Source organism: Agrobacterium sp. fls2-241-TYG-188a, assembly GCF_030209845.1.
The window spans coordinates 1-26,517 of the sequence record NZ_JARVRD010000008.1 but is presented as its reverse complement, the minus strand read 5'-3'; the positions used below and the strand labels follow the sequence as shown (position 1 = coordinate 26,517).

The 26,517-nt window shown below is 57.3% G+C and carries 27 protein-coding genes and 6 pseudogenes; 17 read left to right on the top strand and 16 right to left on the bottom strand.

Features of this window, described 5'->3' with window-relative positions:
* Positions 1 to 26: 26 nt before the first annotated feature.
* Positions 27 to 506, bottom strand: a complete 480-nt coding sequence (locus QRN85_RS20605) for a DUF3597 domain-containing protein (protein ID WP_113171218.1) — start codon at positions 504 to 506, stop codon at positions 27 to 29.
* Between the two features lie 254 nt (positions 507 to 760).
* Between QRN85_RS20605 and QRN85_RS20600 the strand changes: the two are divergent.
* Positions 761 to 982 (top strand): annotated as a pseudogene (locus tag QRN85_RS20600) (helix-turn-helix domain-containing protein); the annotation flags it as partial.
* Here QRN85_RS20600 and QRN85_RS20595 read toward each other — a convergent pair.
* Positions 982 to 1,095: pseudogene (locus QRN85_RS20595) on the bottom strand (HNH endonuclease); the annotation flags it as partial. The pseudogenes QRN85_RS20600 and QRN85_RS20595 sit on opposite strands and share 1 nt — an antisense overlap.
* Before the next feature lies 1 nt (position 1,096).
* Here QRN85_RS20595 and QRN85_RS20590 point away from each other — a divergent pair.
* Positions 1,097 to 1,243 (top strand): annotated as a pseudogene (locus QRN85_RS20590) (cold-shock protein); the annotation flags it as partial.
* A 63-nt stretch (positions 1,244 to 1,306) separates the two neighbouring features.
* On the opposite strand, the gene QRN85_RS20585 reads toward QRN85_RS20590, so the two are convergent.
* Genes QRN85_RS20585 through QRN85_RS20575 form a run of 3 tightly spaced genes read right to left on the bottom strand, consistent with a single transcriptional unit; the run spans position 1,307 to position 6,751 of the window.
* Positions 1,307 to 4,570 (bottom strand): error-prone DNA polymerase, encoded by a 3,264-nt coding sequence (locus QRN85_RS20585; protein ID WP_284759931.1) that lies wholly within the window; start codon positions 4,568 to 4,570, stop codon positions 1,307 to 1,309.
* The gene (locus tag QRN85_RS20580) at positions 4,567 to 6,078 is read right to left on the bottom strand and encodes a Y-family DNA polymerase (RefSeq protein WP_284759930.1); all 1,512 of its coding nucleotides are present in this window, start codon (positions 6,076 to 6,078) and stop codon (positions 4,567 to 4,569) included. The genes QRN85_RS20585 and QRN85_RS20580 overlap by 4 nt, the downstream gene beginning before the upstream one ends.
* Complete coding sequence (locus tag QRN85_RS20575) at positions 5,999 to 6,751, bottom strand: ImuA family protein (protein WP_284759929.1); 753 nt, start codon at positions 6,749 to 6,751, stop codon at positions 5,999 to 6,001. Before QRN85_RS20575 ends, QRN85_RS20580 begins: the two co-directional genes overlap by 80 nt.
* 349 nt (positions 6,752 to 7,100) lie before the next feature.
* Between QRN85_RS20575 and QRN85_RS20570 the strand changes: the two genes are divergently transcribed.
* The 3 genes from QRN85_RS20570 to QRN85_RS20560 are packed head-to-tail and all read left to right on the top strand — an operon-like array spanning position 7,101 to position 8,647.
* Positions 7,101 to 7,856 (top strand): exonuclease domain-containing protein, encoded by a 756-nt coding sequence (locus QRN85_RS20570; protein ID WP_284759928.1) that lies wholly within the window; start codon positions 7,101 to 7,103, stop codon positions 7,854 to 7,856.
* Complete coding sequence (locus QRN85_RS20565) at positions 7,853 to 8,173, top strand: hypothetical protein (protein WP_284759927.1); 321 nt, start codon at positions 7,853 to 7,855, stop codon at positions 8,171 to 8,173. Before QRN85_RS20570 ends, QRN85_RS20565 begins: the two co-directional genes overlap by 4 nt.
* 48 nt (positions 8,174 to 8,221) lie before the next feature.
* Positions 8,222 to 8,647 (top strand): DUF1810 domain-containing protein, encoded by a 426-nt coding sequence (locus tag QRN85_RS20560; RefSeq protein WP_284760063.1) that lies wholly within the window; start codon positions 8,222 to 8,224, stop codon positions 8,645 to 8,647.
* A gap of 120 nt (positions 8,648 to 8,767) precedes the next feature.
* Here the strand turns inward: QRN85_RS20560 and QRN85_RS20555 are convergent, their stop codons facing one another.
* Positions 8,768 to 9,175: a DUF2000 family protein gene (locus tag QRN85_RS20555; protein WP_113094410.1), complete on the bottom strand. Its 408-nt coding sequence runs from the start codon at positions 9,173 to 9,175 to the stop codon at positions 8,768 to 8,770.
* On the opposite strand from QRN85_RS20555, the gene QRN85_RS20550 reads away from it, so the two are divergent.
* Positions 9,174 to 10,070 carry an AraC family transcriptional regulator gene (locus tag QRN85_RS20550; protein ID WP_284759926.1) on the top strand — a complete coding sequence of 299 codons (897 nt, stop codon included), beginning with the start codon at positions 9,174 to 9,176 and terminating at the stop codon, positions 10,068 to 10,070. The genes QRN85_RS20555 and QRN85_RS20550 overlap by 2 nt on opposite strands.
* A gap of 85 nt (positions 10,071 to 10,155) precedes the next feature.
* Here the strand turns inward: QRN85_RS20550 and QRN85_RS20545 are convergent, their stop codons facing one another.
* Complete coding sequence (locus tag QRN85_RS20545) at positions 10,156 to 11,223, bottom strand: alkene reductase (RefSeq protein ID WP_284759925.1); 1,068 nt, start codon at positions 11,221 to 11,223, stop codon at positions 10,156 to 10,158.
* Between the two features lie 90 nt (positions 11,224 to 11,313).
* Entirely contained in the window at positions 11,314 to 12,183 is an 870-nt protein-coding gene (locus tag QRN85_RS20540) for an SDR family oxidoreductase (RefSeq protein WP_113094407.1), read from the bottom strand.
* A gap of 114 nt (positions 12,184 to 12,297) precedes the next feature.
* Between QRN85_RS20540 and QRN85_RS20535 the strand changes: the two genes are divergently transcribed.
* On the top strand, positions 12,298 to 13,188 hold the full coding sequence (locus tag QRN85_RS20535; protein ID WP_113171229.1) for a LysR family transcriptional regulator: 891 nt from the start codon (positions 12,298 to 12,300) through the stop codon (positions 13,186 to 13,188).
* A 45-nt stretch (positions 13,189 to 13,233) separates the two neighbouring features.
* On the opposite strand, the gene QRN85_RS20530 is transcribed toward QRN85_RS20535, so the two are convergent.
* Both QRN85_RS20530 and QRN85_RS20525 read right to left on the bottom strand, forming a co-directional pair.
* Positions 13,234 to 13,590, bottom strand: coding sequence for a cupin domain-containing protein (locus QRN85_RS20530; protein ID WP_112964176.1), 357 nt, complete (start codon positions 13,588 to 13,590; stop codon positions 13,234 to 13,236).
* A gap of 190 nt (positions 13,591 to 13,780) precedes the next feature.
* The gene (locus QRN85_RS20525) at positions 13,781 to 14,797 is read right to left on the bottom strand and encodes an NADP-dependent oxidoreductase (protein WP_113171230.1); all 1,017 of its coding nucleotides are present in this window, start codon (positions 14,795 to 14,797) and stop codon (positions 13,781 to 13,783) included.
* Between the two features lie 92 nt (positions 14,798 to 14,889).
* On the opposite strand from QRN85_RS20525, the gene QRN85_RS20520 reads away from it, so the two are divergent.
* The 4 genes from QRN85_RS20520 (at position 14,890) to QRN85_RS20510 (ending at position 17,480) form a co-directional block, all read left to right on the top strand.
* Positions 14,890 to 15,807: a LysR family transcriptional regulator gene (locus QRN85_RS20520; protein WP_284759924.1), complete on the top strand. Its 918-nt coding sequence runs from the start codon at positions 14,890 to 14,892 to the stop codon at positions 15,805 to 15,807.
* Between the two features lie 77 nt (positions 15,808 to 15,884).
* Positions 15,885 to 16,409 carry a hypothetical protein gene (locus QRN85_RS20515; protein WP_284760062.1) on the top strand — a complete coding sequence of 175 codons (525 nt, stop codon included), beginning with the start codon at positions 15,885 to 15,887 and terminating at the stop codon, positions 16,407 to 16,409.
* A gap of 304 nt (positions 16,410 to 16,713) precedes the next feature.
* Entirely contained in the window at positions 16,714 to 17,043 is a 330-nt protein-coding gene (locus tag QRN85_RS24570) for a GCG_CRPN prefix-to-repeats domain-containing protein (RefSeq protein ID WP_113171232.1), read from the top strand.
* Between the two features lie 143 nt (positions 17,044 to 17,186).
* Entirely contained in the window at positions 17,187 to 17,480 is a 294-nt protein-coding gene (locus tag QRN85_RS20510) for a PRC-barrel domain-containing protein (protein ID WP_062588867.1), read from the top strand.
* An 83-nt stretch (positions 17,481 to 17,563) separates the two neighbouring features.
* Here QRN85_RS20510 and QRN85_RS20505 read toward each other — a convergent pair whose 3' ends face one another.
* Positions 17,564 to 18,667, bottom strand: a complete 1,104-nt coding sequence (locus QRN85_RS20505) for an aldo/keto reductase (protein ID WP_284759923.1) — start codon at positions 18,665 to 18,667, stop codon at positions 17,564 to 17,566.
* Between the two features lie 98 nt (positions 18,668 to 18,765).
* On the opposite strand from QRN85_RS20505, the gene QRN85_RS20500 reads away from it, so the two are divergent.
* From QRN85_RS20500 to QRN85_RS20490, 3 genes and pseudogenes are all read left to right on the top strand, one after another.
* Positions 18,766 to 19,656 (top strand): LysR family transcriptional regulator, encoded by an 891-nt coding sequence (locus QRN85_RS20500; protein WP_112964170.1) that lies wholly within the window; start codon positions 18,766 to 18,768, stop codon positions 19,654 to 19,656.
* Positions 19,657 to 19,886: 230 nt separating this feature from the next.
* Complete coding sequence (locus QRN85_RS20495; protein ID WP_244475488.1) at positions 19,887 to 20,060, top strand: DUF6894 family protein; 174 nt, start codon at positions 19,887 to 19,889, stop codon at positions 20,058 to 20,060.
* Between the two features lie 118 nt (positions 20,061 to 20,178).
* A pseudogene (locus QRN85_RS20490) lies at positions 20,179 to 21,143 on the top strand (magnesium and cobalt transport protein CorA).
* 47 nt (positions 21,144 to 21,190) lie between these two features.
* Here QRN85_RS20490 and QRN85_RS20485 read toward each other — a convergent pair.
* Together QRN85_RS20485 and QRN85_RS20480 are read right to left on the bottom strand one after the other, a co-directional pair.
* Positions 21,191 to 21,985 (bottom strand): SDR family oxidoreductase, encoded by a 795-nt coding sequence (locus QRN85_RS20485; protein WP_284759922.1) that lies wholly within the window; start codon positions 21,983 to 21,985, stop codon positions 21,191 to 21,193.
* Positions 21,986 to 22,172: 187 nt separating this feature from the next.
* Entirely contained in the window at positions 22,173 to 22,967 is a 795-nt protein-coding gene (locus QRN85_RS20480) for an alpha/beta hydrolase (protein ID WP_284759921.1), read from the bottom strand.
* A 189-nt stretch (positions 22,968 to 23,156) separates the two neighbouring features.
* On the opposite strand from QRN85_RS20480, the gene budC reads away from it, so the two are divergent.
* The gene (budC, locus tag QRN85_RS20475) at positions 23,157 to 23,918 is read left to right on the top strand and encodes a meso-2,3-butanediol dehydrogenase (protein WP_062588881.1); all 762 of its coding nucleotides are present in this window, start codon (positions 23,157 to 23,159) and stop codon (positions 23,916 to 23,918) included.
* Positions 23,919 to 23,967: 49 nt separating this feature from the next.
* Here the strand turns inward: budC and QRN85_RS20470 are convergent, their stop codons facing one another.
* Genes QRN85_RS20470 through QRN85_RS20460 form a run of 3 tightly spaced genes read right to left on the bottom strand, consistent with a single transcriptional unit; the run spans position 23,968 to position 25,174 of the window.
* Positions 23,968 to 24,192: a hypothetical protein gene (locus QRN85_RS20470; protein ID WP_112964167.1), complete on the bottom strand. Its 225-nt coding sequence runs from the start codon at positions 24,190 to 24,192 to the stop codon at positions 23,968 to 23,970.
* The gene (gene xth / locus QRN85_RS20465) at positions 24,182 to 24,988 is read right to left on the bottom strand and encodes an exodeoxyribonuclease III (protein ID WP_112964166.1); all 807 of its coding nucleotides are present in this window, start codon (positions 24,986 to 24,988) and stop codon (positions 24,182 to 24,184) included. Before xth ends, QRN85_RS20470 begins: the two co-directional genes overlap by 11 nt.
* A 9-nt stretch (positions 24,989 to 24,997) precedes the next feature.
* Positions 24,998 to 25,174 carry a hypothetical protein gene (locus QRN85_RS20460; RefSeq protein WP_112964165.1) on the bottom strand — a complete coding sequence of 59 codons (177 nt, stop codon included), beginning with the start codon at positions 25,172 to 25,174 and terminating at the stop codon, positions 24,998 to 25,000.
* 228 nt (positions 25,175 to 25,402) lie between these two features.
* On the opposite strand from QRN85_RS20460, the pseudogene QRN85_RS20455 reads away from it, so the two are divergent.
* Together QRN85_RS20455 and QRN85_RS20450 are read left to right on the top strand one after the other, a co-directional pair.
* A pseudogene (locus QRN85_RS20455) lies at positions 25,403 to 25,621 on the top strand (Ku protein); the annotation flags it as partial.
* 563 nt (positions 25,622 to 26,184) lie between these two features.
* A pseudogene (locus QRN85_RS20450) lies at positions 26,185 to 26,517 on the top strand (GGDEF domain-containing protein); the annotation flags it as partial.

Sequence of the window (26,517 nt, the reverse complement as noted above, 5' to 3'; positions counted from 1 at the left end):
GCGGCGGCACCTTATCTAAAAGCATGTCAATCCAGCAGCTCTGCCGGAACCTTGCCGCCGTTCTCAGACAGCTTCTTGAGAAGCGCCTTGTGCAGCCAGGTGTTCATCGCTGCTGAACCGTCGGCCTCTCCAGTGTAGCCAAGCTCGTGCGCCAGTTCCTTACGTTCTGCAAGGCTGGCATCCATGCCGAGAGCCTTCATCAGGTCGACGATCGAGTGCTTCCAGTCAAGCTTCTGGCCGCTTCTCTTCACCGCGGCGTCAAGCTGTGAGGCAACATCAACTGTCTGGTTTGCGCCTGCTGTTGTTGGTGCAGATGGCACCGGTGCCGACGCGCCGGATGTGCTTGGGGCAGCTGGGCCGGTACCGCCTACGGGTGGCGCGGTGGTTGCGGCTGGCTCAGGGATGGAGGATGGTGCTGGAGTGGGTTCTGCTGCTGATGGCGATGCCTGTTCTGCGTGGGCTGCGCCGCCGAAAATGGCGTCTCTGATTTTACCGAATATGCTCATTGTGTTTTCTCCCTAATGATCACAAGGGACAAACGGATTGGATTCGGTTGCGTTCCTAAGCAAATACTAAAAAGCCGCCAGCTCTTTAAAGCTGACGATTTGGTCAATGAAAAGGAAAAGGCGACCTTTCGACCGCCCTCCCCGTATCGAACCCGCATAGCCCCCGTCGTGAATGGTCTCATCCCGGTCGCTAAGTAACCGCAATAGAGGGGGCATCGACAAGATTGATCAGGCGGGGCACAATGAGGTTGATTATGGACAAGCGAGCTCTGGCGGAACTTTTTCGTGGCCGCTTGCTAGAACTTGTGACACGTTCGGGCGTCCCTCACTCCGCGTTTGCAGCCGGGATCGGCATTGACCGCTCGGCGCTTTCGCAGCTTTTGTCGGGTGATTCGGCGCGTCTGCCGCGCGTGGAAACCCTCCTCAACATTGCCGAGCGCCATGCGGTTTCGCTCGATTGGCTTTTGGGCATCTCGCTCGCTTCCACCGGGGGAATATGAGCGGCACCAACCTCCGCTCGGCCGCCGCCATTGATGAGCTTCAACCCCGTGATGGCGCATCGTTTGTCATAGGCGTGAAGAACCAGCCGGCCTGAGCATGGAGAAACGGACGTGTTTGTTCACGTATCTACCTTGCAGCAAGGTGGGTCGCTGAGAGAAGGTGACAATGTCACTTTCGAAGTTGGCCAGGACCGCAAGACCGGTAGATCGAAGGCTGAGAACGTTAGCGTGCTCTGATCTGCGGACCTTGAGGCCAGCCTGACCGAAAAAACGGCAAGCTGGCATCGCTCTCGACAGAACTTACTGAAAATTCCGACTTTTCACCTTCAGCGTATCGATGTGCAAATCCCGCACGAATATGTCCCGCGCCTCGGGCAATGGTTTTTGTCTATCGCGAGAGTCCCCACCACCCGCCGAGCCATGAGCGAACTCGTCTCCTCGTCCTGATGGTGCCTTAAACACAACATCCATATCAGCCAGCCCGGAAAGGTCTGCAGACAGGTCGAACAATTGCTGGGCTACCAGATGCACGACCTCCCCTTCCCGCTGAATTCGTCCGTTGATGGCCATCATGCTCGATCCGAGCACAACGCGGCGCCGCCTCTCGAATAAACTCGGCCAGACGACCACGTTCGCAGGACCGGTCTCGTCTTCTATCGTGATAAACATCACGCCTTTCGCGCTTCCAGGCTTCTGCCGGACCAGGACAAGACCTGCGGTGTAGACCCATCGCCCGTCGCGGGCCGACATTGCGTCTTCGCACGTCACCATGCTGCGCTTGGTCAAGCTCTCCCGCAGGAATGCCATTGGATGTTCGCGCAGTGTCAGGCCGACGTGACCATAGTCCGCGACGACATTGTGCCCTTCGGTCATCTGCCGGAGCTCGACATCAGGCTCCACCTGCTCAGCGATCGATTTCTGCTCGCGGTCTGCAGCCGCTGCAAACAGCGGCAACGGCTCATCGCGCAGCGCCTTGATCGCCCAGAGCGCATCGCGGCGTTCGAGTTGAAGCGATGACCGGAAGGCGTCGGCCTCTGCGAGCTCAACGAGGGACGCAGCCGGAACGCTAGATCGACGCCACATATCATCGACCGAACTGAAACCATCATCCATGCGCGCGGCAATGATCCGGGCCGCGTCCGATGCTGCCAGTCCTTTTACCATCCGCATCCCGAGACGCACTGCATGGCGATCGGTATTTCCGATCGGCTCCAGTGTGCAGTCCCAACGGGACCGATTGATGCATATCGGCCGGACCTCGACGCCGTGCGCGCGGGCATCACCGACGATCTGTGCCGGGGCATAAAAACCCATTGGCTGGGAATTCAGGAGCGCAGCGCAAAACACATCCGGAAAATGGCACTTGATGTAATTAGAAGCGTAGGCAATCAGCGCGAAGGAGGCGGCGTGTGATTCCGGAAAGCCGTAAGATCCAAAGCCCTCGAGTTGGGAAAAAGTCTTCTCGGCAAACTCGGCTGTGTAGCCGTTTTTCACCATGCCGGAGACCAGCTTCTCCTTGAACCTGCTGACGCCGCCCGTAAATTTGAACGTCGCCATTGACTTGCGCAACTGATCGGCCTCACCTCCGGTGAACCCAGCGCAGACCATGGCGACGCGCATGGCGCTTTCCTGAAACAGCGGCACGCCTAGTGTTTTGCCCAGCACGGCTTCCAGTTCCGGCGTTGGATAGTCGACGTTTTCTTTGCCTTCCCGGCGCCGCAGATAGGGATGCACCATATCGCCCTGAATAGGACCGGGACGCACGATCGCCACCTGAACGACCAGATCGTAAAATGTCCGCGGCTTCAGGCGTGGCAGCATCGCCATCTGGGCTCTGGATTCGATCTGGAATGTTCCCAACGTGTCGGCCCGCCGGATCATCGCATAGGTCGCCGGATCCTCTTGAGTGATCTTTGCGAGATCCAGATCATCGTCCTTGTGCTCACGGATCAGGTCGAATGCCTTGGACATGCAGGTCAGCATGCCCAGCGCCAGAACGTCGACCTTCATGAACTTGAGCGCCTCCACGTCATCCTTGTCCCATTCGATGATCTGTCGGTCTTCCATTGTGGCAGGTTCGATAGGAACGAGGTCATCGAGGCGGTCGTGGGTCAGCACGAAGCCGCCGGGATGCTGGCCCAAATGACGTGGTGCGCCCATCAGTTGCTGCGCCAGTTGCAGCGTCAGTTTCAGCCTGCGGTCATCCGGATTGAGGTTCAATTCCCTCACATTGCGATCACTGACTTCTTCCGACCAGGACCACATGCCCGACGACAAGGCCTTGATCACATCCTCCGGCAGGCCCAGCGCCTTGCCGACATCGCGAATGGCACCCTTGGCACGGTAACGACTGACGGTCGCACACAGTGCCGCCTTCTCGCGGGTATAGGTCTTGTAAATCCACTGAATGACCTCTTCGCGCCGTTCGTGTTCGAAATCGACATCGATATCCGGCGGTTCATCGCGCTCCTGGCTGATGAAGCGTTCGAACAGGAGGTCATTCGTCGAAGGGTCGATGCTGGTGACGCCGAGAATATAACAGACGGCAGAATTGGCAGCCGAGCCACGCCCCTGGCAGAGGATTCCCTGTGAACGCGCGAATTGAACGATGGAAAACACCGTCAGAAAATACGGCGCATATTTCATCTTTTGAATGAGATCGAGTTCATGCCGAACCGTCGCCAGAACGTCTGGTGGCATGCCCTCAGGGTATCGGTCCGGTACACATTCCCAGACATAGTGTTCGAGAGACTGTTGCGCGTCTTTACCCGGAACGATCGCCTCCTCGGGGTACTGGTAGGTCAATTCCTCAAGCGAGAACTTGCACTGTTCGACAATCTCCATCGTCCGCCGCAATGCTTCGGGATAGCGCGGAAACAGCCGTTCCATTTCCTCTGGCGGCTTGAGATATCGGTCAGCATGACGTTCACGTTCGAAGCCGACGTCGTCTATGGTCGATTTGGACCGGATGCAGGTGACGATGTCCTGAAGCTGCCGCCGTCCCGGCTCATGAAACAGGACGTCGTTGGTGACGACGGTTTTGACTTTATGCCGCGTGGCCATGTTGGAAAGATCGTGTAGCCGAAGCTGATCGTTCGGTCTGCGGCGCAGGCAAAGCGAAACATAGGCGCGGTTGCCAAACACCTCCGCCATCTTCCTGAGCTGCAGCGCGCATGTATCGTCGGCAAGATCGGGAATGAGGATGCCTATCATGCCATCGGCGTAGCTCATCACATCGTCCCAATGGAGGACGCAGTTGTTCTTGCCGCCGCGGCCCTTGCCAAGCGTGATCAGCCGGGTCAGACGCGAATAGGCGGCCCGGTCTGTCGGATAGACCAGAATCGACATGCCGTCCTGTAGGTCAAGCCGACAGCCGACAACGAGACGAAGGCCGGTGGCGCGAGATGCTTCCAGTGCCCGGATAATGCCAGCCAGTGAATTGCGATCCACGACACCGATGGCATCGATGCCGAGGCTTTTCGCCGTCTCGAACAGTTCGTTCGCACTGCTGGCACCGCGCAGAAACGAAAAATGGGTGGTGACCTGGAGCTCGGCATATCTCATGCGAATATTCCCTGTACGAACCATTTGTGCGAGCCGGTCTCGCTATCCACGCCGTCGCCTGCCCGGAAAACCCAAAGGCGTTCGCCCGCTTCGTCCTCGATGATGAAATAGTCGCGCACTGCGGCCCACTCGGATGTCCGCTGCCACCATTCGCCGAATATTCGTTCGGGACCATCGGCGCGTTTCACCTTGCGGCGCTTGCCACGCCATGTGACGGAAACGGGAGGATGGTCGGGCATCAATGCGATGACCTCGACCAGTTCGGGGTGAGCGAGCAGTCGTACCGGACGCGGCCAGTGATGCGGCCAGGCGGCGACAACGTCATGTGCAACAGGTGCAATCCTCTGAACGCTGCGCTCGGGAACATCGGAGGCAACGGGGGCCAGACGATAGACACGCTGTCCGCGATTGCCGAAAATGTCGATGAGCGGCGTGATGTCGGTGATCTCGTCTTCGACGAGCGACGACGCCTTCTGTGCCTCCTTAAGCGGCTCGACCATGATCGCCGCAAGGGTCAGCTTCTCGATGCCGAAACCAGGATCGATCTTCTCGGTCATGTCGCGAAACAGTTTCGTCAACCAGGCGACATCGCGGGCAGCCTTTGCCGTTCCTGCCCGCAGCGCCTGGGTCGTATTGTCGACCTTATGGACGATAAGATCGACGCGGCGAACACCCAGGCCCTTTTTCTGGAGTTGGTTGCAGAGTTCGACGACCAGACGACCGACATATTTGTCGATCGTTTCGGCAGCCCCGATCGGCTCCTGGAAGATGCGGCTGACTTCGATCAGGTCGGGCGTGCGGATAGGGTCAATGGGCTCTCCGATACGCCCGAAGATCTGGTCGAGGCGGCGAGCGATTTCCGGGCCGAAGCGCAGTGTCAGCGGTGCCCGCGGCGTCGCAGAAAGCTCACCGATGGTTCGAAAGCCAAGTATTCTTAGATCGCCCACCATCTTTTCAGGCAGACGCAACAGGGAAATCGGCAACCGCTCGACCGCTTTCACGGTTTCGCCGCGGGGTACGATCACCGTCTCTCTGGTGATGGCGCGTGCGCAGGCATGAGCGGCACCCCATGTATCGGCAATGGCGACACGGGCCGTCAGCCCCCTGCCCCGAAAGCGATTGGCAATCCCGCTCAACATCGCAAGCTCTCCGCCCCGGAGATGGTCGGCACCATCGGTGTCCATGACGATGCCATCAGGTGCATCGACTGCGACGATCGGGGAATACTGGCTCAATGCCCAGAAGGTAATGCGCTCCAGTGCATCGGCGTCCGCCTTCGGATCGGCATCGATCATCAGTAACCCTTGGAACAAGGCCTGTGCCTTTGCCGCCTGCATGCCGACACGCAGGCCTGCCTTCTTCGCGGCAGAATCTGTCGCCGATACCCAGCGCTTCGATCCGGATTTCGCGATCACGGCGATGGCCTGTTCAGCCGGAATGCCGGGATCGGCGCGACGAATGCGATCCGTCGACAGATCCGGAAGGTAGATCGATACGACCCTGGTCATCACACGCTCCAACAATAAACTCGGCACACTCGCCTGCGCGCGACCGCATCAATTCCAGCAACCATCTCGCCCGCCCGACGCCTGGCACGGGTAACTCCTGCGACGGAAGCACACTCACCCTCCACCGTGTGGTCGATGCCGTCGGCTGGCCGAAATCATTGGCTTCCGTCTGTCGTCGCCACCTACGAACAACGAGAGCCAGGCTTCCCTTCTTTTCCGCTGCCAGTTGGAGCCGCCGACTTGCCAGCATCGGCATTCGCACGACCTCGCCGACGACCGCGCCCAGCCCACCGAAGGAGAGCGCCTCTTCCATTGAGGCAAGCACGTCCTCTTCGCGATCGCTTTCCACGAAGATCACGCGGTTTGCGTCAAGACCTGCCTGCGCGAGCGCAGGAAAAAACAGATCTGGGCGCGTCAGGCACCAGACGATCTGGCCTTTGGTACGGGCGGCAACGCCTGCTACGAACAGGGCCGCGGCTGCCCCATCGACGGTTCCGGCGCCACCACCTGCAAATTCATGAAGAGCACCTCTGGCAAGACCGCCTCCTGGCAGCACCGCGTCGATTGCGCTCACCCCGAACGGCAGACATTCAGCTTGCTTGGCCACGACGCCTTCCAACGAGGCGATGCGATCACGCAAATCCGCTATGACATGCTCGCGCGCAGCAGCCATTGTTCACGCAATCCTTCCGGTTCGTGTCGTTTATGGGAACGGCTTCATGCCGTTTTCAATGTTGAAGTTCACGTTCTGTTCCTACACCCAACAGGAGTCAAGAGGCGCTAAATTAGGAATGCAGTCCTCTATTTTTAGCAACTCGAGAGATTCGCAAATTGAATCAGTGAGTAAGATTTGGAACGGTGTTTCGTACCACGCACAAAATAAATTTTAGGGTAGCCTGATCAATTCCTCAGCTTCGGCTGTCGATGTGTGCAAGCGGTCCTGATCGCAGGCATCATTTCAGGAACAATCCTACGCCGATCGCGCTTACCAATGCTGAAATTTAAAGGAAGGTAGCACCGAAGTGATCGAAGCCAGGGTACGCGTCATCGATCTCGAAACAGGAGGTAATGGCCCAAACGACGTTTGCGAGATCGGCTGGCAGGATGTCGTGATCGACGAGTGCGGAAAGTGGGAGGTTACTGACGAGCGCGGGGCGCTGTTCGTCAATCCTGGCCGTCCGATTTCACCCGACACGATGGCAATTCATCATATCCTGGATGCCCAAGTCGCGGATGCTCCGTTCTGGAAGGAAATAGCAACAACCGTTCTCCGTCCACCCGGCCGTATCGACGCCTTGGCAGCTCATCGAGCCGCTTTCGAGCAACGATATTGCACGCCACGATTTACAGGCGGGACGCCTTGGATCTGCACATGGAAGTGCGCGTTGCGTGTCTGGCCAGAGCTTCCGCGGTTTTCCAACCAGATGCTGCGTTATCAACGAATGCCCAACGGACTGGTGCATGAAATCGGCCTCCCCGCGCATCGGGCGATGCCTGACGCCTACGTTACGGCTCATCATCTCCGCGACATGTTGAACCAAGCATCACTTGAGGATTGCCTGGCATGGAGCAGCGAACCAGGCCTTTTGCCACGCGTACCTGCCGGACCAGATCGAGGAAAACCGTGGGATCGCATCAGCCTCGAAACCCTCAACGCGTATATCGCAGATCGGGATGTGGACGTGCGCTTCAGCGCGCTGAGGGAACTGGCCCGCCGGAATGAGGACAAACCATCTCAGGATGCGCAACCAGCGCAAGGGACGCTTGGATTCGAATGAGCAAGACGTATCCGGACACGCCCGATGGTCGATATTTCGTCGTGAAAGGCAGGCTGTGGCGTCGCAGCAATCCAGCGATCGATGAGCCCACCCGTACGGCACTGGTCAAGGATTTGATGGCTGCACGCCGGGCAGTTCGCGATGCATCGGCAGGCTCGCCAGAGATGAAAGAAGCCCGCAAGAAAGTGGATGCAGCAAAGGTTGCCCTTGGCGAACGCGGTCCCGTCTGGTGGGATGATGGCGCGCCGGACTTCAACCGGCACCTAGCCAAGAATACTCCATACGCAGCCTGGTTCGAACAGTTGGAAATGGACTGAGATGTCATGGCACAAAAAAATCTGACCCGCTGAGCGAAGGACACAGGCATAGAATTTGATCTGGCGCGGTTCATCAAAGCGCAACAAGACACGTACGCAAAAGCCTTGCAGGAATTATGCGACGGGCAGAAGAGGTCTCACTGGATGTGGTTCATCTTTCCGCAAATCCACGGACTTGGTCGATCGGAAACTGCCCGCTTTTACGCAATCTTTGGACGTTCTGAAGCCGAAGCCTACCTCAAACATCCTGTTTTGGGACCCCGTTTGGAGGAGTGCACGCGCGCCATGCTCAGCCATCCCCGCCTCAGCGCACACGACATTCTTGGCTCTCCCGATGACCTCAAGTTTCATTCCAGCATGACGTTATTTGGCATCGCCTCCCAGAGTGGTTCGTCATTCGAAACCGCCCTTCACGTTTTTTACGGAGGTGAAGGCGATCAAGCCACGCTTGCAGCGTTGAAGAACGATGGATGATCAGACGCTTACCGACTTTTGCCAAAGTCGCGACTTAAACAAGGATTCGGCTGCGTGAAAGTGCTGTCGAGAACAGCTATTCCCACGGTGTCGCGGTGCCCAAACCTGAATTCCGATACGTCAAGGATGCATTTTTGCTCCCTTTACGATCTTATCGACCACCTTCTTTTCGGCTCTAAGTGCCAGTCCTGCCAGCTTCGAATTGTCTGGGCCGAACTGGGCGAACATCTCCCTGTTGGCAGCGTCGTGCCCTGTTGAAAACATCTCCTCGATATAAGCCGAGGCTGTAACGTCGCGGTCGAGAACCCGCCTGTGGATCGTGCGCAGCGTATCCTGATCCGCGGCGAGGACCACGATTGGCTGGATCGTCATGGGATTGTAGACATGACCAACCGCATCCCGATATGGTTCGCCGATGATGGCTGGTGTCTGGGCAACGATGCCGCTGGTCAGGAAGGCGGTGACGTTCAACTTCTGCCAGGTTGCGAGGTCATTGCGGATAACGATTGCGATCTTGGTGTCGAACATGCGGTTGAACTCCATTCAGGGTATCGAGGGAAAAGAAGACCTAGCTCCGAGCAAGGCGGGCGGTCTTGAACGTTCGTGCAAAGTCGGATTTGCCGACGGCATGCGTATCGCTGCGCCCTCTCATGGTGTTGAGCGGATTGAAGCCCGGTTTCATGGCAACGCATTTTCGCCGCATCGTCACGACACCTACGCGTTAGGGCTGACGCTCCACGGCGTACAGACATTCCGCTATCGCGGGACCGAGCGTTTCAGCAGCCCCGGAAACGTGATCGTGCTGCATCCCGATGAGCTGCATGATGGCGCTGCAGGTACCGAGGATGGGTTGATCTATCGGATGATCTATCTACCTCCCGACCTGATTGGCGCCGTCGATGGTTACAGTCACGCCCTTCCATTCGTTCCCGATCCGGTCATTGCCGACATCGGGCTCTGGCAGGCACTGGCAGAGGTTCTTTTCGATCTGAGCGAAGAGCCAAGCGACCTGATCATGGACGACGTTGTGATGCGGCTGGCATCGGGGCTCCCTCGTCAGGCGGGTGCTTCGCCGAGACCGATCGCAAGGTCGGCAAAGTCTGCGGTCCTCCGGGCCCGCGACTTCATCGAGAGCCACCACACAGAAGTCGTTCACTCAGAAGCACTGGAAGCTGCGTCTGGGTTGGACCGTTACGAACTGGCCAGACAGTTTCGCAGAATGCTTGGTACCAGTCCGCATCGATACCTCATCATGCGCAGACTGGAATTGGCAAAACGATCTATCGCGGCTGGCGAAGGTCTGGCGCAGTCGGCAGCAGATGCGGGCTTTGCCGACCAGGCACATTTTACCCGCCACTTCCGCAAAGCCTTCGGCATGACGCCAGGGCACTGGCTGGCAATGCGTTCTGCAAGCTCTGGCTGAGTTTTGATTGTATTTGAACTGCCATCGAACGCGACCAAGCTTGGTAAAGGCGATCGCGGGCGAATACGATCCGCCCGCTTGTGCATCATGCTGCGTCGATTACGGGATAGTCCGTGTAACCTTCAGCGCCGCCGCCTGCGTAAAACAAAGCAGGTTTTGGGTCATTAAGCGTAGCACCCGTCTTGAGACGCCGCACAAGATCGGGATTGGCGAGTGCCATGACGCCTAACGCCTCTAGATCGGCAAGTCCTTCTGCGACATCGGCACCTATCTGTTCACGCGAACGACCAGGCCGATTGACGATCAGTGGGCCACCGAAAGAGCGGCGCATATCTTCCAGCAACAGATCGGTGCGAGTGTAGAGAACATGTATATAGGCCAAACCCATCTTGCCAAGTTTGACTGCGAGATACCGATACAGTTCATCGTTGTCCTGACCTTCGGCAATGCCGCCTGTCGCAACACCCGGTGAGAGGCGTATGGCAGTTTTCTGCGAACCGATGGCATCGACGACCGCACGGACGACATCAATAGCAAATCGCGCACGTCTTTCCATGGTTCCTCCGTATTCATCGGTCCGGTGGTTAGAATCCGGTGCCAGAAATTGATGCACCAGATATCCATTCGCGCCGTGGATTTCGACGCCATCTGCACCGGCTTCGATCGCACGCTTTGCGGCATAGGCAAAATCCGCAATCGTCTGCTGGATTTCCTCTTTCTGCAGCGCGCGCGGTTGGGGGACGGGCTGCATCCCGCTCATCGTGAACATCGCCTCTCCGGATGCGATTGCCGATGGCGCAACGGGCTGATTATGATGCGGAGTGTTATCAGGGTGAGACCGTCTGCCGACATGCATGAGCTGTATGAATAGGCGCCCATCTGCCGCATGGACGGCGTCAGTGACCTTGCGCCAGCCAGCGACGTGCTCGTCCGTGTATATACCAGGGGTCGCCAGGTACCCTTGGCCATCTTCAGACGGCTGGGTTCCTTCGCTAATCAGTAGCCCGAGCGATGCTCGCTGTGCGTAATATTCCGGCGCGAGGTCGCCGGGTGTTCCGTCAGGCTTGGCGCGGCTGCGGGTCATCGGTGCCATGGCCAGACGATGCGGCAGGGTAATCCCGCCAAGTGTGAATGGGCTCCAGATATCGGTCATGAGATTCTCCGGTGAAAGGTGTAGGGGTAGCTGGCGAGCCTCCTCGCCAGTTGCAGTTCAGTAATTTGGCTTGGCTGTCCGTCGGTCTTGCTAGCTGGCCGAAGCAAGGCTCTCCGCAAACTCACGGTAGCTGTGCAGGGGGCGCTTCAGCATCGCCACAAGCCGTTCGACATCGCCTTCATTCGGGATCATGCCGTCGGTAACGTAGCGTTCTGCCATCAAACGCATTTCATAAGCGGTCCACTTCGGCATAAAGCTCGCCATGTTCTGTTCGAAACCCCTCGGATCATCACCGCCATAGACGATATCGCGACCCAGGACCTCGGACCAGATTGCAGCAACCTTGGGTCCCGTGAGCGTGTCGGGACCGACAAGATTGATCGTTTCGACTGGCAAGAGTTCAGAAGCCTGATCGCGGCGGATCAGTTCGATTGCAGCGACCTCGGCAATATCGCGCGCATCAACCATTGCAACGCCCTTGGAGCCGATCGGCATCGGATATACGCCGTGATTGAGAACGACATCCTTGATCATTATCTCGTTGTCGATGAAGTAGGTCGGGCGCAGGATCGTGGCGCTGAATCCCATCTCGCTCAGCATACGTTCGCCACCCGCCTTCACAGCAAAATGCGGGACGTTGACGGAGTTTTCGGCGTTGAACACCGAGAGATAAACGACGCGTTCGACACCCGCCTCTTTGGCAATGTTGAGGGTGATGAGAGCCTGAGTGAACTCGTCGCCCGTAACCGCATTGAGAAGGAACAAGGTGCGGACACCTTTGAGTGCCTCGCGAAGAGCATCGAGGTCGAGCAATTCGCCCTGGGCAATCTCGACGCCCTCCGGAAAGTTTGCCTTCGCGGCGTCGCGCGTCAGAACACGAATCTTGGCGTTGCGTGCAATGAGTTGGTTTACGACGTGGCGGCCAACGCGGCCGGTAGCACCGATTACGAGAATAGTCATGAATGTTACTCCTTGTGAGGCCGCTCGGGCGCTGTTGACATGTCCAAAGTTAGATGATCCAAATTTCCTCAAATAGACATCATTTCTGGACGCATCGTCTCACAGGTGGAACACATGGATTTGCTTGCGCTGGCCGATTTCAACCTCGTTGCTCGGCATGGCGGGTTCGGCAAAGCAGCGCGCATGGCTGGGCGGCCCAAAGCCACACTGTCCAGACGCGTCGCCGATCTTGAGGCGAGCCTTGACCTGCGGCTATTCGAGCGTGGGCAACGGGACTTGAAGCTGACGGAAGAAGGTCGAGCCCTGTTCGAGCGGACTACGCAACTGCTGACGGAGCTGGAAGAAACCGCAACCGCTATCGCGTCAGGGGGGCAATCACCACGTGGACGTCTGCGCATCAGCGCGCCGCTCATGTTTGCACAGGCAGCCTTGGGAAAGCTGGCGGCAGGCTTTGTGCTGAAACATCCCGAGATGCGGGTCGAGATCGTCGTGGAAGATCGGACCGTGGACATGATCGAGGAGGCTTACGATCTTGTCATCCGCGTCAATCCTCAACCCGATGTCAGCCTCGTTGGTCGGCCCTTTCTGCGTGACCGACAGGTCGTTGTCGCGGCTCCGGGCCTAGCCTGGCCGGAGCCGGATAAGGCAGTGCCATCAGTGGTTCGCAGTTTGATCGGCAAGCCAGACACCTGGACTGTCGTGACGGATTCAGGGTCAACAGAGCTTGCGACCACGCCGGTGCTTGGCATGTCGTCGAACACGATGCTGCGGGATGCGGTCTTGATGGGTGCGGGCGTCGCACGGCTACCGCTTTCTTTGGTCAGCAAAGACATCACCTCCGGTCGTCTCAACCACTGGGGCGATGTCCAGGGCGCCGAAACGGCGCTTTGGGCGCTCTACCCTTCGCGGCGTCTGCTCAGCGCGCGTGTATCAGCCTTCCTCGATTATCTGAGAGAAGCCTTTCCGCAAGGAACCCCGGAAGAACTCGCTGCCTATTTAAGCTGACTTAAAGCAGCTACACTGCATGGCCTCCAAGCGGCCTCAAGCCTATCAGAGACGAGGTTTAAGCGCTGGTGCGCGCCCGGAATCGCCTGAGTTCGGTTCGCCCTTCGGTTCTATCAAGAGAACCTTCACCTCGTCTTTAGCCCGTGGCCGATGCACCACGCCCTTGGGAACGACAATCATCTCGCCGGCTCTCACTGTTCGAGACGGCTCGCCTTCGATGTCGAGCTCCATCTCCCCCTCCAGCACAAGGAAGAAGTCATCGGTCGTGTCATGCTTGTGGAACGGATATTCGCCCTTGAACTTCACGACCATCACATCGTTCTCGTTGTAATCGGCGATCACATGCGGGTCCCAGTGGCTCGAAAACAGACTAAGCTTCTTGTCGAGATTGATGGATTCCATTTTCGTATCCTTTGTGGGTTTGAACGCGACCGCGACGAAGGAAGGCAATTCAATCAAAGCAAGTCAGCGCGATTGTTACGCCAGACGTCGAACTGGGTATTGAACGATCGTGCAAGAGCGACTGGTTTCTTCCAGAAGGTTTGCGGAAAAGGATTCAGATGGCGGGAACCTTTTCCGGTTCCAAACGTCGTCACTCGTTAACGAGGACGACCTTGCCCTGCATGCTTCCCCGCCCTGCCCGACCATGGGCAGCGGAGGCCTCAGCCATTGGGAACGTACTGTCGATCACTACTCGTATCGTGCCATCATCGAGCAGACGACCCGCCTTCGCCAATTGTGCACCATTGGAGCGCACCTGAGCCGTTGAGACGATAATGCCGCGTCGTTGGGCCTCTTCATGGCCGGAAAAGCCGAGAGGATTGACCAGATAGAGCGCGCCACCTTTTTTGATAACATTCAGGAAGCGCTCCATGTTGGAGCCACCAACCGCGTCGATTACCAAATCGACATTCCGCATGACCGTCTCGGCTGACTGCTTGGTGTAATCGATGAATGCATCTGCGCCGAGATTGGCGAGAAGCATCTCGTGCCTTCCGGAAGCAACTGCAATCACGCGGGCACCCTTCCATTTTGCCACCTGAACCATCAGGTGTCCGACCCCACCGGCAGCGCCATTCACCAGCACGGTCTTTCCCTCGAGCGGAGCCGGTGCATGGTTGAAATCCTGGAACGGGTTGGGTTCGTTGTGTCCAAGCTCTACGAGAAACTGCCATGCCGTCAGCAGCGACATCGGAGCGGCAGCGGCCTGCACATGATCGATGCCTTTAGGTTTCAGTGCGAGATCCGAGGCCGGAACTTTGACATAGTCGGCATAGGCATTGCTGCCGGTCATGAGATCGTGGGGGAAACGCACCATGCCATAGACCTCGTCCCCGACGCCGAATGCTCGGACATCGTCCGCGACTGCGGTGACGATACCGGAGATGTCTGTTCCCAAGATCAATGGAAAGACGGGGCTGGGTCGCCACTCCGGCGGGAGCGCGCGATATCCGTCCCGCAGATAAAGATCAGGGGGATTGAGACTCGCCGCATGCACCCGGACAAGGACCTCGCCCTGTTCGGCAACAGGCCGTGGAGCGCCTTCGTAACGCAGGACCTCCGGGCCACCAAATTCATGCAGGCGGACTGCTATCATCATCTCGGTCATATTTAAACTCTTTCAAATTGAGATTTCGCTGACCCGATGTACGCATGTCTACAAAGATTGATAATGGTGCTATATTTCGCTTTAATAATGCCATGAAGGAACAAATTGGAATTGAAAGACTGACCGGCTTGATCGCCTTTGCGCGCGCCGGATCGCTGGGTAGCTATACGGCGGCAGCGCGGTCGCTTGCCATCTCGCCATCAGCGGTCAGTAAAAGTGTCCAGCGACTGGAAAGCCACCTTGGCGTTTCGCTGTTCACCCGAACGACGCGATCTCTCACTCTCACCAACGAAGGCCGTGACCTACATGAACGCGCATTGCGGCTGCTGCGGGATGCTGAGGACATCGAGCAGGCCGCAAAGGCCGCGCGCTCCGAACCGACGGGAACCTTGCGCATTGCCGCTCCCCTGCCGATCGGCCTGCATGTCATCGCACCTGTGCTGCCCAGGTTTCGCGCACGTCATCCAAAGGTTTCCATCGATCTCAGACTGGATGATCAGAGGGTTGACCTCATCGAAGAGGGAATAGATCTGGCTGTTCGCATCGGCGACCTTCCCGACTCCCAGCTTTTATCACGGAAACTTTCTCCGCATCGGCTTTGCTGCTACGCCTCCCCGGAGTATCTGGCCACGAATGGTGCGCCAACCCACCCCGATCATCTTCAGCAGCACCAGACGGTCAACCTGCGCTATCAGAGCAGCGGGCAGTTATTTCGCTGGCCGTTCCAGCTCAAAGAGCGAGAAATCGAGATCGTGCCGTCGTCGGCAATCATCGTCGATGCGAGCGAGGCTATCATAGCAACGATCGCAGCGGGAGCGGGAATAGGAATGGCGACGAGCTTCATGGCAGCGCCATGGGTGGACCGTGGTCAACTGATCCCTGTCCTGTCCGATTTCTCTGTCGAACGTCACAACATCACAGCCGTTTGGCCGGAAAGCCGCCGGACCAACCCCGCTGTGAGAGCCTTCCTGAGCATTTTGATGGAGAGTTTCGGTAAGAGGGAGGGATAAGCAAGATCAGTTTCAGTTCCTCGTCTGCCGTCAACAGGCTCGTTGACTTGGAAGAGATGAGCAACCATTTGTGTGACATGCCGAAGCGTGAAAAAGATGAGATCGAACTGATCAGGACATGGACCCTGCCAGCCACCGTAACAATGGGGTCGGCCGTTCGGGCGAAAGGCGTTCTTCAGGAAATACAAGCAAGGCTGCCTGCGACCTCTAAAAAGTCGATCTCGCTGGAGGGCGTCGATCTCACACTGGCGATGACGGCCAACGAAAAGACCTCATTCAACGCGGCAGCGGCTATCGTCGCGAAAGTGGTGGCGGAAGCCGGGGTCAGACTGAACGGACGCGCTCGTCAGATTACATTCCATGTCTTCGACCCCAAGGTGGTGGAGGATCTTCTCGACCGAGGGGCCGCAGAAGAATGGCGGGTGGAGGATGCCGAGGCAAAAGCTGAAAAGAGGCAACGGGCTACGTATCAAGCGAAGCTGACGCGGTCGCTCAAGAGGGAGGCTGCAAAGAGGTCTAAGAAGTCTAAAGACGACGCCAAGGATTCGGCGCCGAAGCTTGGCGGCTGGGAAGAGTTCGACGTCGATGGACTGCTTCGGTAGATCTGTTTCCTAGCGCGGTGGCGCTCAAGTCAGTTGGCTTAGGCATCCTGCGCTCGCATCAGCGCGAAACCTTTCGAACTTACCGATAGATGCCATGCCGTAGAGGATTGGCGACGGATATCCCGCAAGTGGGCACCAGTCTCACCTTCCCCGCACTCCCTGGCTCGGAGTAGGTTCCGCCGCACGTTGGTCGCATCCGCAAATCTTCCGCAGCTTGCAACGCCACGAAAACGTCAAAGTTCATTCAGGCATGGTTCACGGTGCGGGTCGCTAAATCGCATCACCCTCAACGGAGTGATGTGAGATGCGCAAGATAATTTTCAGCGCGGGAATAATTCTAGGTAGTCTGCTTGCCAACGTCGCCAACGCGATGCCGTCAGTTCGTCCATCTGTCCCCTCGGCCTCAGACGTGCAGAAGGTAGACTACGCTTGCGGACGCGGCTTCCACCTTTCCCCACGCGGCTATTGCCGACCAAATGGCCCTCCGCGTGAGTATCGCGATCGGTGGGATAGACGTGACCGCTGGGAAGCCAGACGAGAATGGCGCGATCGTCGCGAATGGCGAGAACGCCGCGACTACTACGACCGACGCGAATGGCGTGGGCGACATGAATATCGTGACTACAGGTGGTAGTGCCTGGATCCTCGCGCAAATATAGATACATAGCGTGAGAGTGTCAGACGAGCTGTTGGTCAGGGGTCAATTAAAGCTTTCCGTATCAGGGAACCAGAGGCCTGTGATGCCGTTACGTGATCATCCACAAAGGAGGAAACCCGATGGATCATACAAACCACGTTCGCCTATCGACGACAGAGCTGACCCCGGAAATTCTGGAAGGTGCAACCGTATATGGCGCAGATGACCATAAGGTTGGAAAGGTCGATCACGTCCATGGCGGAACAGGCGGCCAAGCCATCATCGATGTTGGCGGATTTCTTGGAATCGGCGCCAAGCCAGTAGCCGTCGCGCTGAGCGACCTTGATTTCATGCGCGACGAGGATGGCGATGTTCATGCTGTGACGTCGTGGACGAAAGACCAGTTGAAAGAGATGCCAGAACATCACCACTGATGTTGCTGGGGTCCGGTCGCAAAGACCGGGCCCTAAAACCAATTCCTTCCGAATATCAGAAGATTACAAGTCGCCGTACCTGCTTAGCTCGCTCCCCATCCACGCACCTGCTGTCCACCGAATACCATTTCAGTCGGCATCTGGAAGATGAAGTAAGGATTGAGCATTGGCAGCGCGGTGGCCTTCTCCAGTCGCTGCAGGTGCTGATCCTCCAGCACTGTGTCGAGCGACGCGATATTTTGAGTAAGTTGATCTACACGGCTTGCGCCGATCAACACCGAGGAGACGCCAGGGCGTTTCGCTACCCAGGCCAGTGCTACTTCCGCAGGCGAACGACCAGCCTCTGAAGCCACAGCTTTCAGAACATCGACGACTTGGAAGTTGCGATCCGTGAACAGCATGCCCCCGAACGGGTTGTCACCATTGAGGCGCCCGTCGCTTTCACCCTCGGTCACAGTTCCTGCCTTGTCTGGCAGCCCCGGCACACGGCTGGCATCGCTGATCTTGTCGCGACCGTATTTTCCTGTCAGCAATCCAGCCGCAAGCGGGCTCCATGGCACCATTCCCAGACCGAACTCGGCACCTGCCGGAAGGAGATCCAGCTCCACGCCACGGTCGATGAGAGAATAGGCATATTGCAAGCCGATTGGCTTGGGCAAGCCGTGCGCTTCGGCGAGCGTCGCGACCTTTGCGACATACCATGCAGGCGTGTTGGAGAAACCGTAATGCAGGATTTTACCGGCGCGAACCGCATATGCCAAAGTCTGCAACACCTCTTCTGCTGGCGTCGTGCGGTCCCACACATGCATCCAGTACATGTCGATGTAATCGGTCTTTAGCCGCTTCAATGAGCCCTCTATGCTCATGCGGATGTTCTTGGCACCATTACCACCCCATAAAGGCGTACCCTGCCCGCGTGGAAAACCGGATTTGGTGGCAATGACCAACCGATCACGCGTGCCGCTGTCCGACACAAATGTGCCAAGCATCTCCTCGCTTTGGCCAGCGGAATAAACATCCGCCGTGTCGATGAAATTGCCACCGGCTTCGACATAGGCATCGAAAAGCGCGCGCGAGGTTTCGTTTCCGGCACCCCAGCGTTCCGCACCGAAGGTCATGGTGCCAAGGGCCAGCGGGCTGACGATCAGGCCGGATTTGCCGAGTGTGCGGTAACTGGTGAGATCCATCGGTGTTCTCCATCGTTGTTGTGCAACAGGATGTAACGACAAGCGTTCCACAGCATAAGCCATTGATAGCGGGATGAACTTGTGAGCACAGTGCATGAATGGAACGAAACGAACTCAATGATCTCCTGGCCTTCGCGGCGGTGGCGCGCGAGCGCAGCTTTACCCGCGCCGCCGCCATTCTCGGCATGTCACCCTCTGCGCTGAGCCATGCGATGCGCGGGCTGGAGGAGCGGCTGGGCGTCCGGCTTTTGTCGCGCACCACGCGCAGTGTCGCGCCGACCGAACCGGGCGAGAGGCTGCTGCAATCGCTCAATCCAGCGCTCGCCAATATTGAAAGCGGGCTGGAAGCGCTGGCGGAGTGGCGCGACAATCCTTCCGGTACGGTCAGGATAACCACCTTCGCCTATGCGGCACGAATGGTGCTTCTACCGAAGCTACCGGCCTTCCTGCTGGCCAATCCGGATGTGCGGGTGGAGGTCAATATCGATGATGGCCTGACGGATATCGTCACAGCCGGTTTCGATGCGGGCATTCGACTGGGAGAAGCCGTCGCCAAGGACATGGTCGCGGTAAAGCTGGGGCCGGATTTAAGGACGGTGGTGGTGGGAACGCCATCCTATTTCGAACGCTATCCTCCGCCGTTGACCCCCTATGACCTGGAACGCCACGCCTGTATCGGATACCGGCTGACGACCTCAGGCGGACTACTGCCCTGGGAATTCGAGAAAGATGGCAAGGAGATCAATATCCGCACTAGCGGACCCCTCGTCGCAAATGACGGCGATCTGCCGGCGGCGGCTGTTCGTGCAGGTGTCGGGCTAGGCTATATCATGGAGCATGACGTCGCTGAGGAGATCGCGGCGGGGACTCTTGTTCAGGTGCTGAAAGACTGGTGTCCGAGCTATCCCGGATTCCACCTTTACCACCCAAGTCGCAGGCAATCTCCACCAGCCTTGAGGGCACTCATCGCTTCACTCAAGGTCGGATGAGGCTTGCATATTTGCTCATTGTATAAACGAATGACCGCCAGCTCGAACCGTTCAAACTTTTTACATATCGGCACGCCGACAGTCTGCGCCCGAAGACTATGCAGGGTCTAGAACAATGTGATCTCTCGGTCCGTTGCTCATCGATAATGTACGGGAAACAAATCGGAATTCGAAATGCCAAGGTACTTCTTCCACGTCAGGGAAGCAGACACCCTTTTTTTGAAGGCGCGGTGCTTTCAGGTGACGATCAGGCCATAAGAGAAGCGCCTCAGGCAGCGAGGGAAACACTTGCCGAAAAAATAGTATTCGGAGACATCATCAGCCACACCAGCTTCGAGGTCGTTCGCGCCGATGGTCACCTGATCGCCGTCATACCCGTCTCGTCAGTCTTGAGGTTTCAGTAGGAAATAGCTTAAACCTCGGCTGAACGGCTCTCTTCGCTACCTCCCGGTCGGCTTGGCTTGTATTTGTTCCTTACAGTCAAATATCTCCCCTCCAGTCCTCGAAGCATATCGGACAAGAATGACAGTCGTCGCATCCTATCTCTATCGCAACGGTAAGCGCACTGATGAGATGACACTCTCTTCGCAGCCCTTTGAGGCGAACGCCAACGAGTTTGTCTGGATCGGGCTGACCGATCCGACGATCGAAGAGATGGCATGTTTGAAGGCGATGTTCAGCCTTCATTCCCTTGCAGTCGAGGACGCGCTGAATGGCAAACAGGTCCCGAAGGTCGATATCTATGGCGACCAGCTATTCGTCGTCGCCAAGACCGCAAATCTCGAAAACGACAGGATCGCCTATGGCGAGACCTGTATCTTTGTCGGCCAGAACCATGTCATCACCGTGCGACATGGGTCGGCTCGATCACACCAGAAACTACGCGAACAACTCGAGCAGGCACCGCAGCTTCTCTCGCATGGTCCTGACTACGTCCTCCACGGCATCCTCGATTTCATCGTCGATAGCTATCTTCCCTTGGTCGAAACGATAGAAGACCGGGTTCTGGAGATTGAGAAACACGTTCTCATATCTTTCATTGAGCCGGAGCAGATCCGCAGGATCTTCCGAATGCGTCGGCAGGTCATTAAGTTCCAGAGGCTGATGGGTCCGACGGCGGAAGTTGCCAGCAAGCTAGCCAACCTTAAACTGCCCTGCGTCGACAACAACGCTAGGCCGTTCTTTAAGGACGTTCACGATCATGTTCGGCGTGTCGAAAACATAGTGATCGGGTTGCGTGATATCGTGACATCCGTATTCGAGGCCACAAATCTTCTGGAGCAACAGCGGCAAGAGCGACTACGCGGCAGCTCGCAGCATGGGCGGCGATTCTGGCTGTGCCGACGGCAATCGCTGGGATTTACGGCATGAACTTTGAGAACATGCCCGAGCTGAAGTCGCAATACGGGTATCACATCGTTCTGGCTGTCATTCTCGTTCTCTGCGGCATTCTGTATTACCGCTTCAAACCCGCGCGGTGGCTGTGATCCAGTTGGCCTGCAACGGCGGATGACAGTTTGGCGCTATCACTTTTTTAGCTCCCCGGCGCCGCGGCTGATCCCGCAAGAATGCCGCCATCGATGGTCAATTCGGCTCCAGTCATATAGGTGGCTTCGTCGGAAGCCAGCAACACAGCCAGCGCAGCGACTTCCTCCGGCCTTCCAAACCGGCGCATCGGTGTGTCCTTGACCAACGCGGCCTCGCGGTCTGTACGATCCGCGCCAGTGCCCAGCATCGGCTCCCACATGGGAGTCATCACGGCGGCCGGATGGATCGAATTGCAGCGGATGTTCAAGCCTTGACTAGCGCAATAGAGGGCGACGCTCTTGGTGTGGTTGCGCACCGCCGCCTTGGATGAGGCATAGGCCGCAGCCATCGGAATTCCAACCAACCCCGAGCGAGACGAGATATTGATGATCGAGCCCGCACCATTTTCCCGCATGGCCCTGATGGCATAACGGCAACCGAGGAAAGTCCCATCCAAATTCACGGCATGGACCGCACGCCAATCGGAGAGTTGAGCGTTTTCCGGATCGTGAGCAGGCGGAGTGCTGTCGACTGGTCCCTCGAACCCGGTGATCCCGGCATTGTTGACAATCACGTCAATCCTCGGAAACTGACGGGCAATCTCAATCCAATCGTTTTCCGAGGAAACATCAAGTCGGACGAACGTCGCTCCGATTTCCTTTGCTAGATTCCGGCCACCTTCCACGTCGATGTCAGTGACAATGACGCTGGCCGCTTCGTGCGCGAAAGCACGAGAAATAGCTGCGCCAATGCCGCGCGCAGCCCCGGTCACGACTGCGGTTTTCCCCTCAAGTCTGGGCATGAGTGAATCCTTAAAAGTGCGAATTATACTCAGGACGCGCGATGTTCTCGGCCGCTACATCAGTGGTGCTGATTCAGACTACAGGTCAGCAATGTCCATGGTCGTGCACTCCAAGTTGGCCCATCTCTTCTACCCGCGCCCGGATAATCAGTCAAGAAATGGAGGTCGAACGTACACCGTGATGCCGCTATTTTAAGCCGTCGCGAAGGAAGATGACGGCATCCATTGCCTCCTCCGACGATATAGTGTGTCCGACCCCAGGATAGATTTTGGACGTCACCTTGAAACCAGCCGATCGCAGTTGGCCAGACGCGACAGTTGTCGCTGCCGGTGGAATTGTTTTATCCTCTGCACCATGCATCATCAGAATAACTGTTCGTGTCGAAGATGACGTCGGCGGCAGAGGCAACAGACCTGCAAAAGTGGCAAGAGCGCCGACCTTCCAACGACCCGATGCAACTCCATCCAGCGCCATAATGGCGCCCTGCGAGACCCCGACGAACGCCACTCGGTCCAGCGCGCCTTCGAACCCTTCACGTTTGACAATTTCAGAGACCACCCTGTCGAACGATCGACGCGCGGCATCTATCCGCTCGGGGCGCATGATCTGGTCATCGACTGCAAACCATTGACGACCACCTGACTTGTGCGCGAACGGCGCGTCTGGCGCAACGAACACTGTGTCCGGGAGCGTAGCCTGCCAAGAGTTCCCGAGCGCTCCCATCACCGCCCCTCTTCCCCGGATGCCGTGGAACAGGATCACCAGATGATCCCCACGCATTCCTACTCGAGCAGCGGTCGATCTGGAGATGCTTTCTGCCTGCACCATCTGCAAGGGTTTGGCCGCAGGGTCGACCTTGGACGACACAATTCGGGGTCCGCGGTCCCCAGCCATTACAAAACTAGGACTTGCAGCGACGCAGATTGCGCCAATGAATATAACGAATAGAGAGAAGAAGGCCGCGAGATTTGAGGGCATCATGAGACTTTCCTATTGCATCCCCTCAACCTCCACTGGGGAACGTTCGTTCCGCTCCAGCGCTACGCCGCCACTGACAATCTCGTTATTGCCATCTGTCTGCCTTCAATCGCCAAGACCTCTGCGCCGGGAACAACCCCGCACATGTCCCGTTTCAGAACGAGGCACCACTGCACATTCAAGGGGATTTCAATGCAGCGATTTGCAGACAAGGTTGTCGTCGTAACTGGCGCTGGTTCAGGAATAGGCAAGGCAACGGCGGAGCGTTTCCTCAGCGAGGGCGCAATGGTGACCCTGGTCGGCCGCACGAGGGCAAAGCTGGAGGATGTCGCGAAGCCTTATCCTGAAGATCGGGTTCTGCTAATCGAGGCTGACATATCGAATGACGGTGACGTGAGAGACATGATTTCTCGGACGGTCGAAAAGTTCGGGCGCCTGGATGTTCTTGTCAACAATGCAGGTGTTGTTGCCCAAGGCGACGTCAGCACCCTCACCACAGATGCCTGGCGAACGGTCATGGCGACAGATGTGGATGGCGTCTTCTACGCCTGCCGTGCGGCCGTCCCACATCTGAAGTCGTCGCGCGGCTCCATCATCAACGTCAACTCCGTATCCGGCACGGGTGGTGACTGGGGCATGGCGGCATACAATGCCGCCAAGGGTGCCATTACCAACCTCACGCGGGCGATGGCCATGGATCATGGCAAGGACGGCATCAGGGTCAACGCAGTATGCCCGAGCCTAACGCGCACCGGGATGACCGAGGACATGATGGACGACGAAAAGTTGATCGCGAAATTCAACGAACGCTTTGCGCTCAGAGGCCCTGGCGAACCGGAAGACGTCGCGGCGGTGATCGCATTCCTTGCAAGTGACGACGCTCGCTTCGTGACAGGCGTCAATCTGCCTGTCGACGGTGGAATGTCGGCGTCTAACGGTCAGCCGCCTCAATAAGAAGTCGAACGGCCCCTGAGGGGTTGTCCTCCGGGGCCCCCACAAACCTTCAATCTACAGGTCGTTTCTCTTCTGCCGCTGGCCAGTCGTTGGCCGGCTCCTCGATTACATCATCATCTGCGGGATCTGGATCATGCTCATGAGCGACCAACATGCTGTTGACCTCCACGACAATGACACTGCAAGCGTCCTCATAACTGACGCCGTTTACAACGAGGCCATCGACCAGCTCTTCGAGCTTTGAGCGAACCTCACGTTTCCAATCATCGGTCATTTGTCTCACCTTTTTTTGACGTTTTTTCGGTCAGTTCAATCCAGACAGGCGCGTGATCGCTGGTGTGCTCCCAGCCACGGACGTGCTTGTCGACTTCGGCCTTCACGAGCCTTTCGGCGAGATGCGGGCTCAGCAAAAAGTGGTCGATCCGCAGACCAGCGTCGCGCGCATACGCATTTCGAAAATATGCCCAGAAGGTGTAGATCCGTTCGATCGGATGCAGATGCCGTACCGCATCCGTCCAGCCTTGCGCCACCAGATCCGCATAAGCCGCTTTGACCTCGGGCCGAAACAGCGCGTCGTCTATCCAGCGCTCCGGTTTGTAGACATCGAGATCGGTTGGCATGACGTTAAAATCGCCAACGAGGGCTACAGGTACTCCGAGCTCGAACAGTTCTTCCGCGTAGGAATGCAGTCGCCGAAACCAGTCTAGTTTGTATTGGAACTTCGGACCTGGGACAGGATTGCCGTTTGGCAGGTAGAGGCATCCGACAACCATTCCGTCGATGACAGCCTCGATGTATCGACTTTGATCGTCGTGCTCGCCGCCGGGCAACCCGCGTCTCGTCTCAAGCGGCTCCTGGCCGCGTGCAAGGATCGCGACACCGTTCCACGATTTCTGGCCATGCCATATCGCGCCGTAGCCTGCGCGTTCCAGCTCTTTGCGCGGAAATTTATTGGACGGTGCCTTAAGTTCTTGCAGACAGACGATGTCAGGTTGCCCCTCGTCCAGCCAACGAAGCATAACGTTCAGGCGACCATTGATACCGTTAACATTGTAGGTGGCGATCTTCACCGGCTTGCGTTAGCGCTTGCGATCACCTTTGTCGCCCTCTCCTGATTTGGTATCATTCTGTGCGTCATGGCGCGCATCGGCTGAAAGCGAACGAGAGACATCGACGCTCTCCTTGAACTTGCCGTCTTCATCGCGGCGTACGTAACGCTTGTCAGTGCCGGTATCGATAAGTTCTCGCTTTGTCATAACAGATCTCCGTCGGGTGGCTATGGAGGGAAACGCGTCACGCTTTCAAAAGATGCATTCGTATCAGCGACCTAAGACAGACACGCGAAACGAGAGGCCGCATGTGCCTAAGTCATCGTAAACGACTCGTTTTAGCTAGGACGTCTCGATCACTCGTTCGGTTGAATCGCGTGGTTCTGTGAGGAGTGTCATATTATGGGTTCCCCGTGAGCGGGTTGGAAAGGCTTCATCAAATTCGGCGAAGTGTCCTGCGCAGTCGCGCTTTGGCCGCAGCGTCAGGAGCGGATCGCCTTCAACACGCTCAACAAAGCAACCGACAATCGGGTGAAGCGCGAGTTCGTATATGGCGAGACCGGCGAGTTGGTCGAGCGTGACGATCAGATCAAAGGTTATCAGACAGATAACGGGCAGTACATCGTTCTGGAATCGGAAGAAGTCACCGCCGCCACTCGTGGGGTGATCTTAAGGGGCAGAGCCGGAAAAAGCACGTAAGGACATGCTTCGAACTTCTGTTCCGGAGCACATTTTGCTCAGACGCGGGACCGTCGTGACCCCGCGGCGCGAGCTTTCTCCTCCGAGCAAAAACCAACGCTCGCCGTGCAAGAAACTGATCCAGGTTTCATGGTAGTAATTCTGCCCGGCACATCGTAAGTGCGCTTGCCTCGCGTACTGACCGTTCCCTTGATGGGCATGCACCGGTTTCCTCCGTCAAAGCAACAGTCATGCTTAGGAGCAGGATACTAGTAGCCCGCCGCAGAGATGAGCGATACATCGTTCCCACGCCATTAGTCCACAAGGCGACTGACCTGCCGCAAGGCGCCAAACAGGTCGTGTCAAAATAAAAAGAGCTACGTGCCGCAAGAAAAGGCGTATCGCCAGCAGCGGACAGCTTTTGTGCCGACACCCAATAGCACGCTTAACGCTAAGCCAACCATGTCGACAATATGAGAGGCGGCGTAAAGAATCTTATAAAGACCACGCTGTAGGCTTTGACGCAAGGGGGCAGAGCAATGCAGATCGATTTACAAACTCTTTGGTACTTAACCATTGGAACGCTGCTGGTGTCAGCATCGCTTCTCCTTTGGGAAAGGCACGCTCATCCAGGTCGCGCACGCGTGCTCGGTGTTTTGGCCGCGGCACTCTTTACGTTCGTTTTCGGCTGCATACTTGCAATGAACCGCAGCCACTTTCCCGTCGCGCTCGGCATGGGGGCGATCAACATCCTAATGATGTTGGGCTACCTTCTGGTCCTTAACGCTGTCGCCGGTCTGGACGGTCACCGGTATTCCTGGTCGTCCGTCGTAGCGCTAAGCTTCTTAGCCATCGCCTGGGCGATCGCTGGC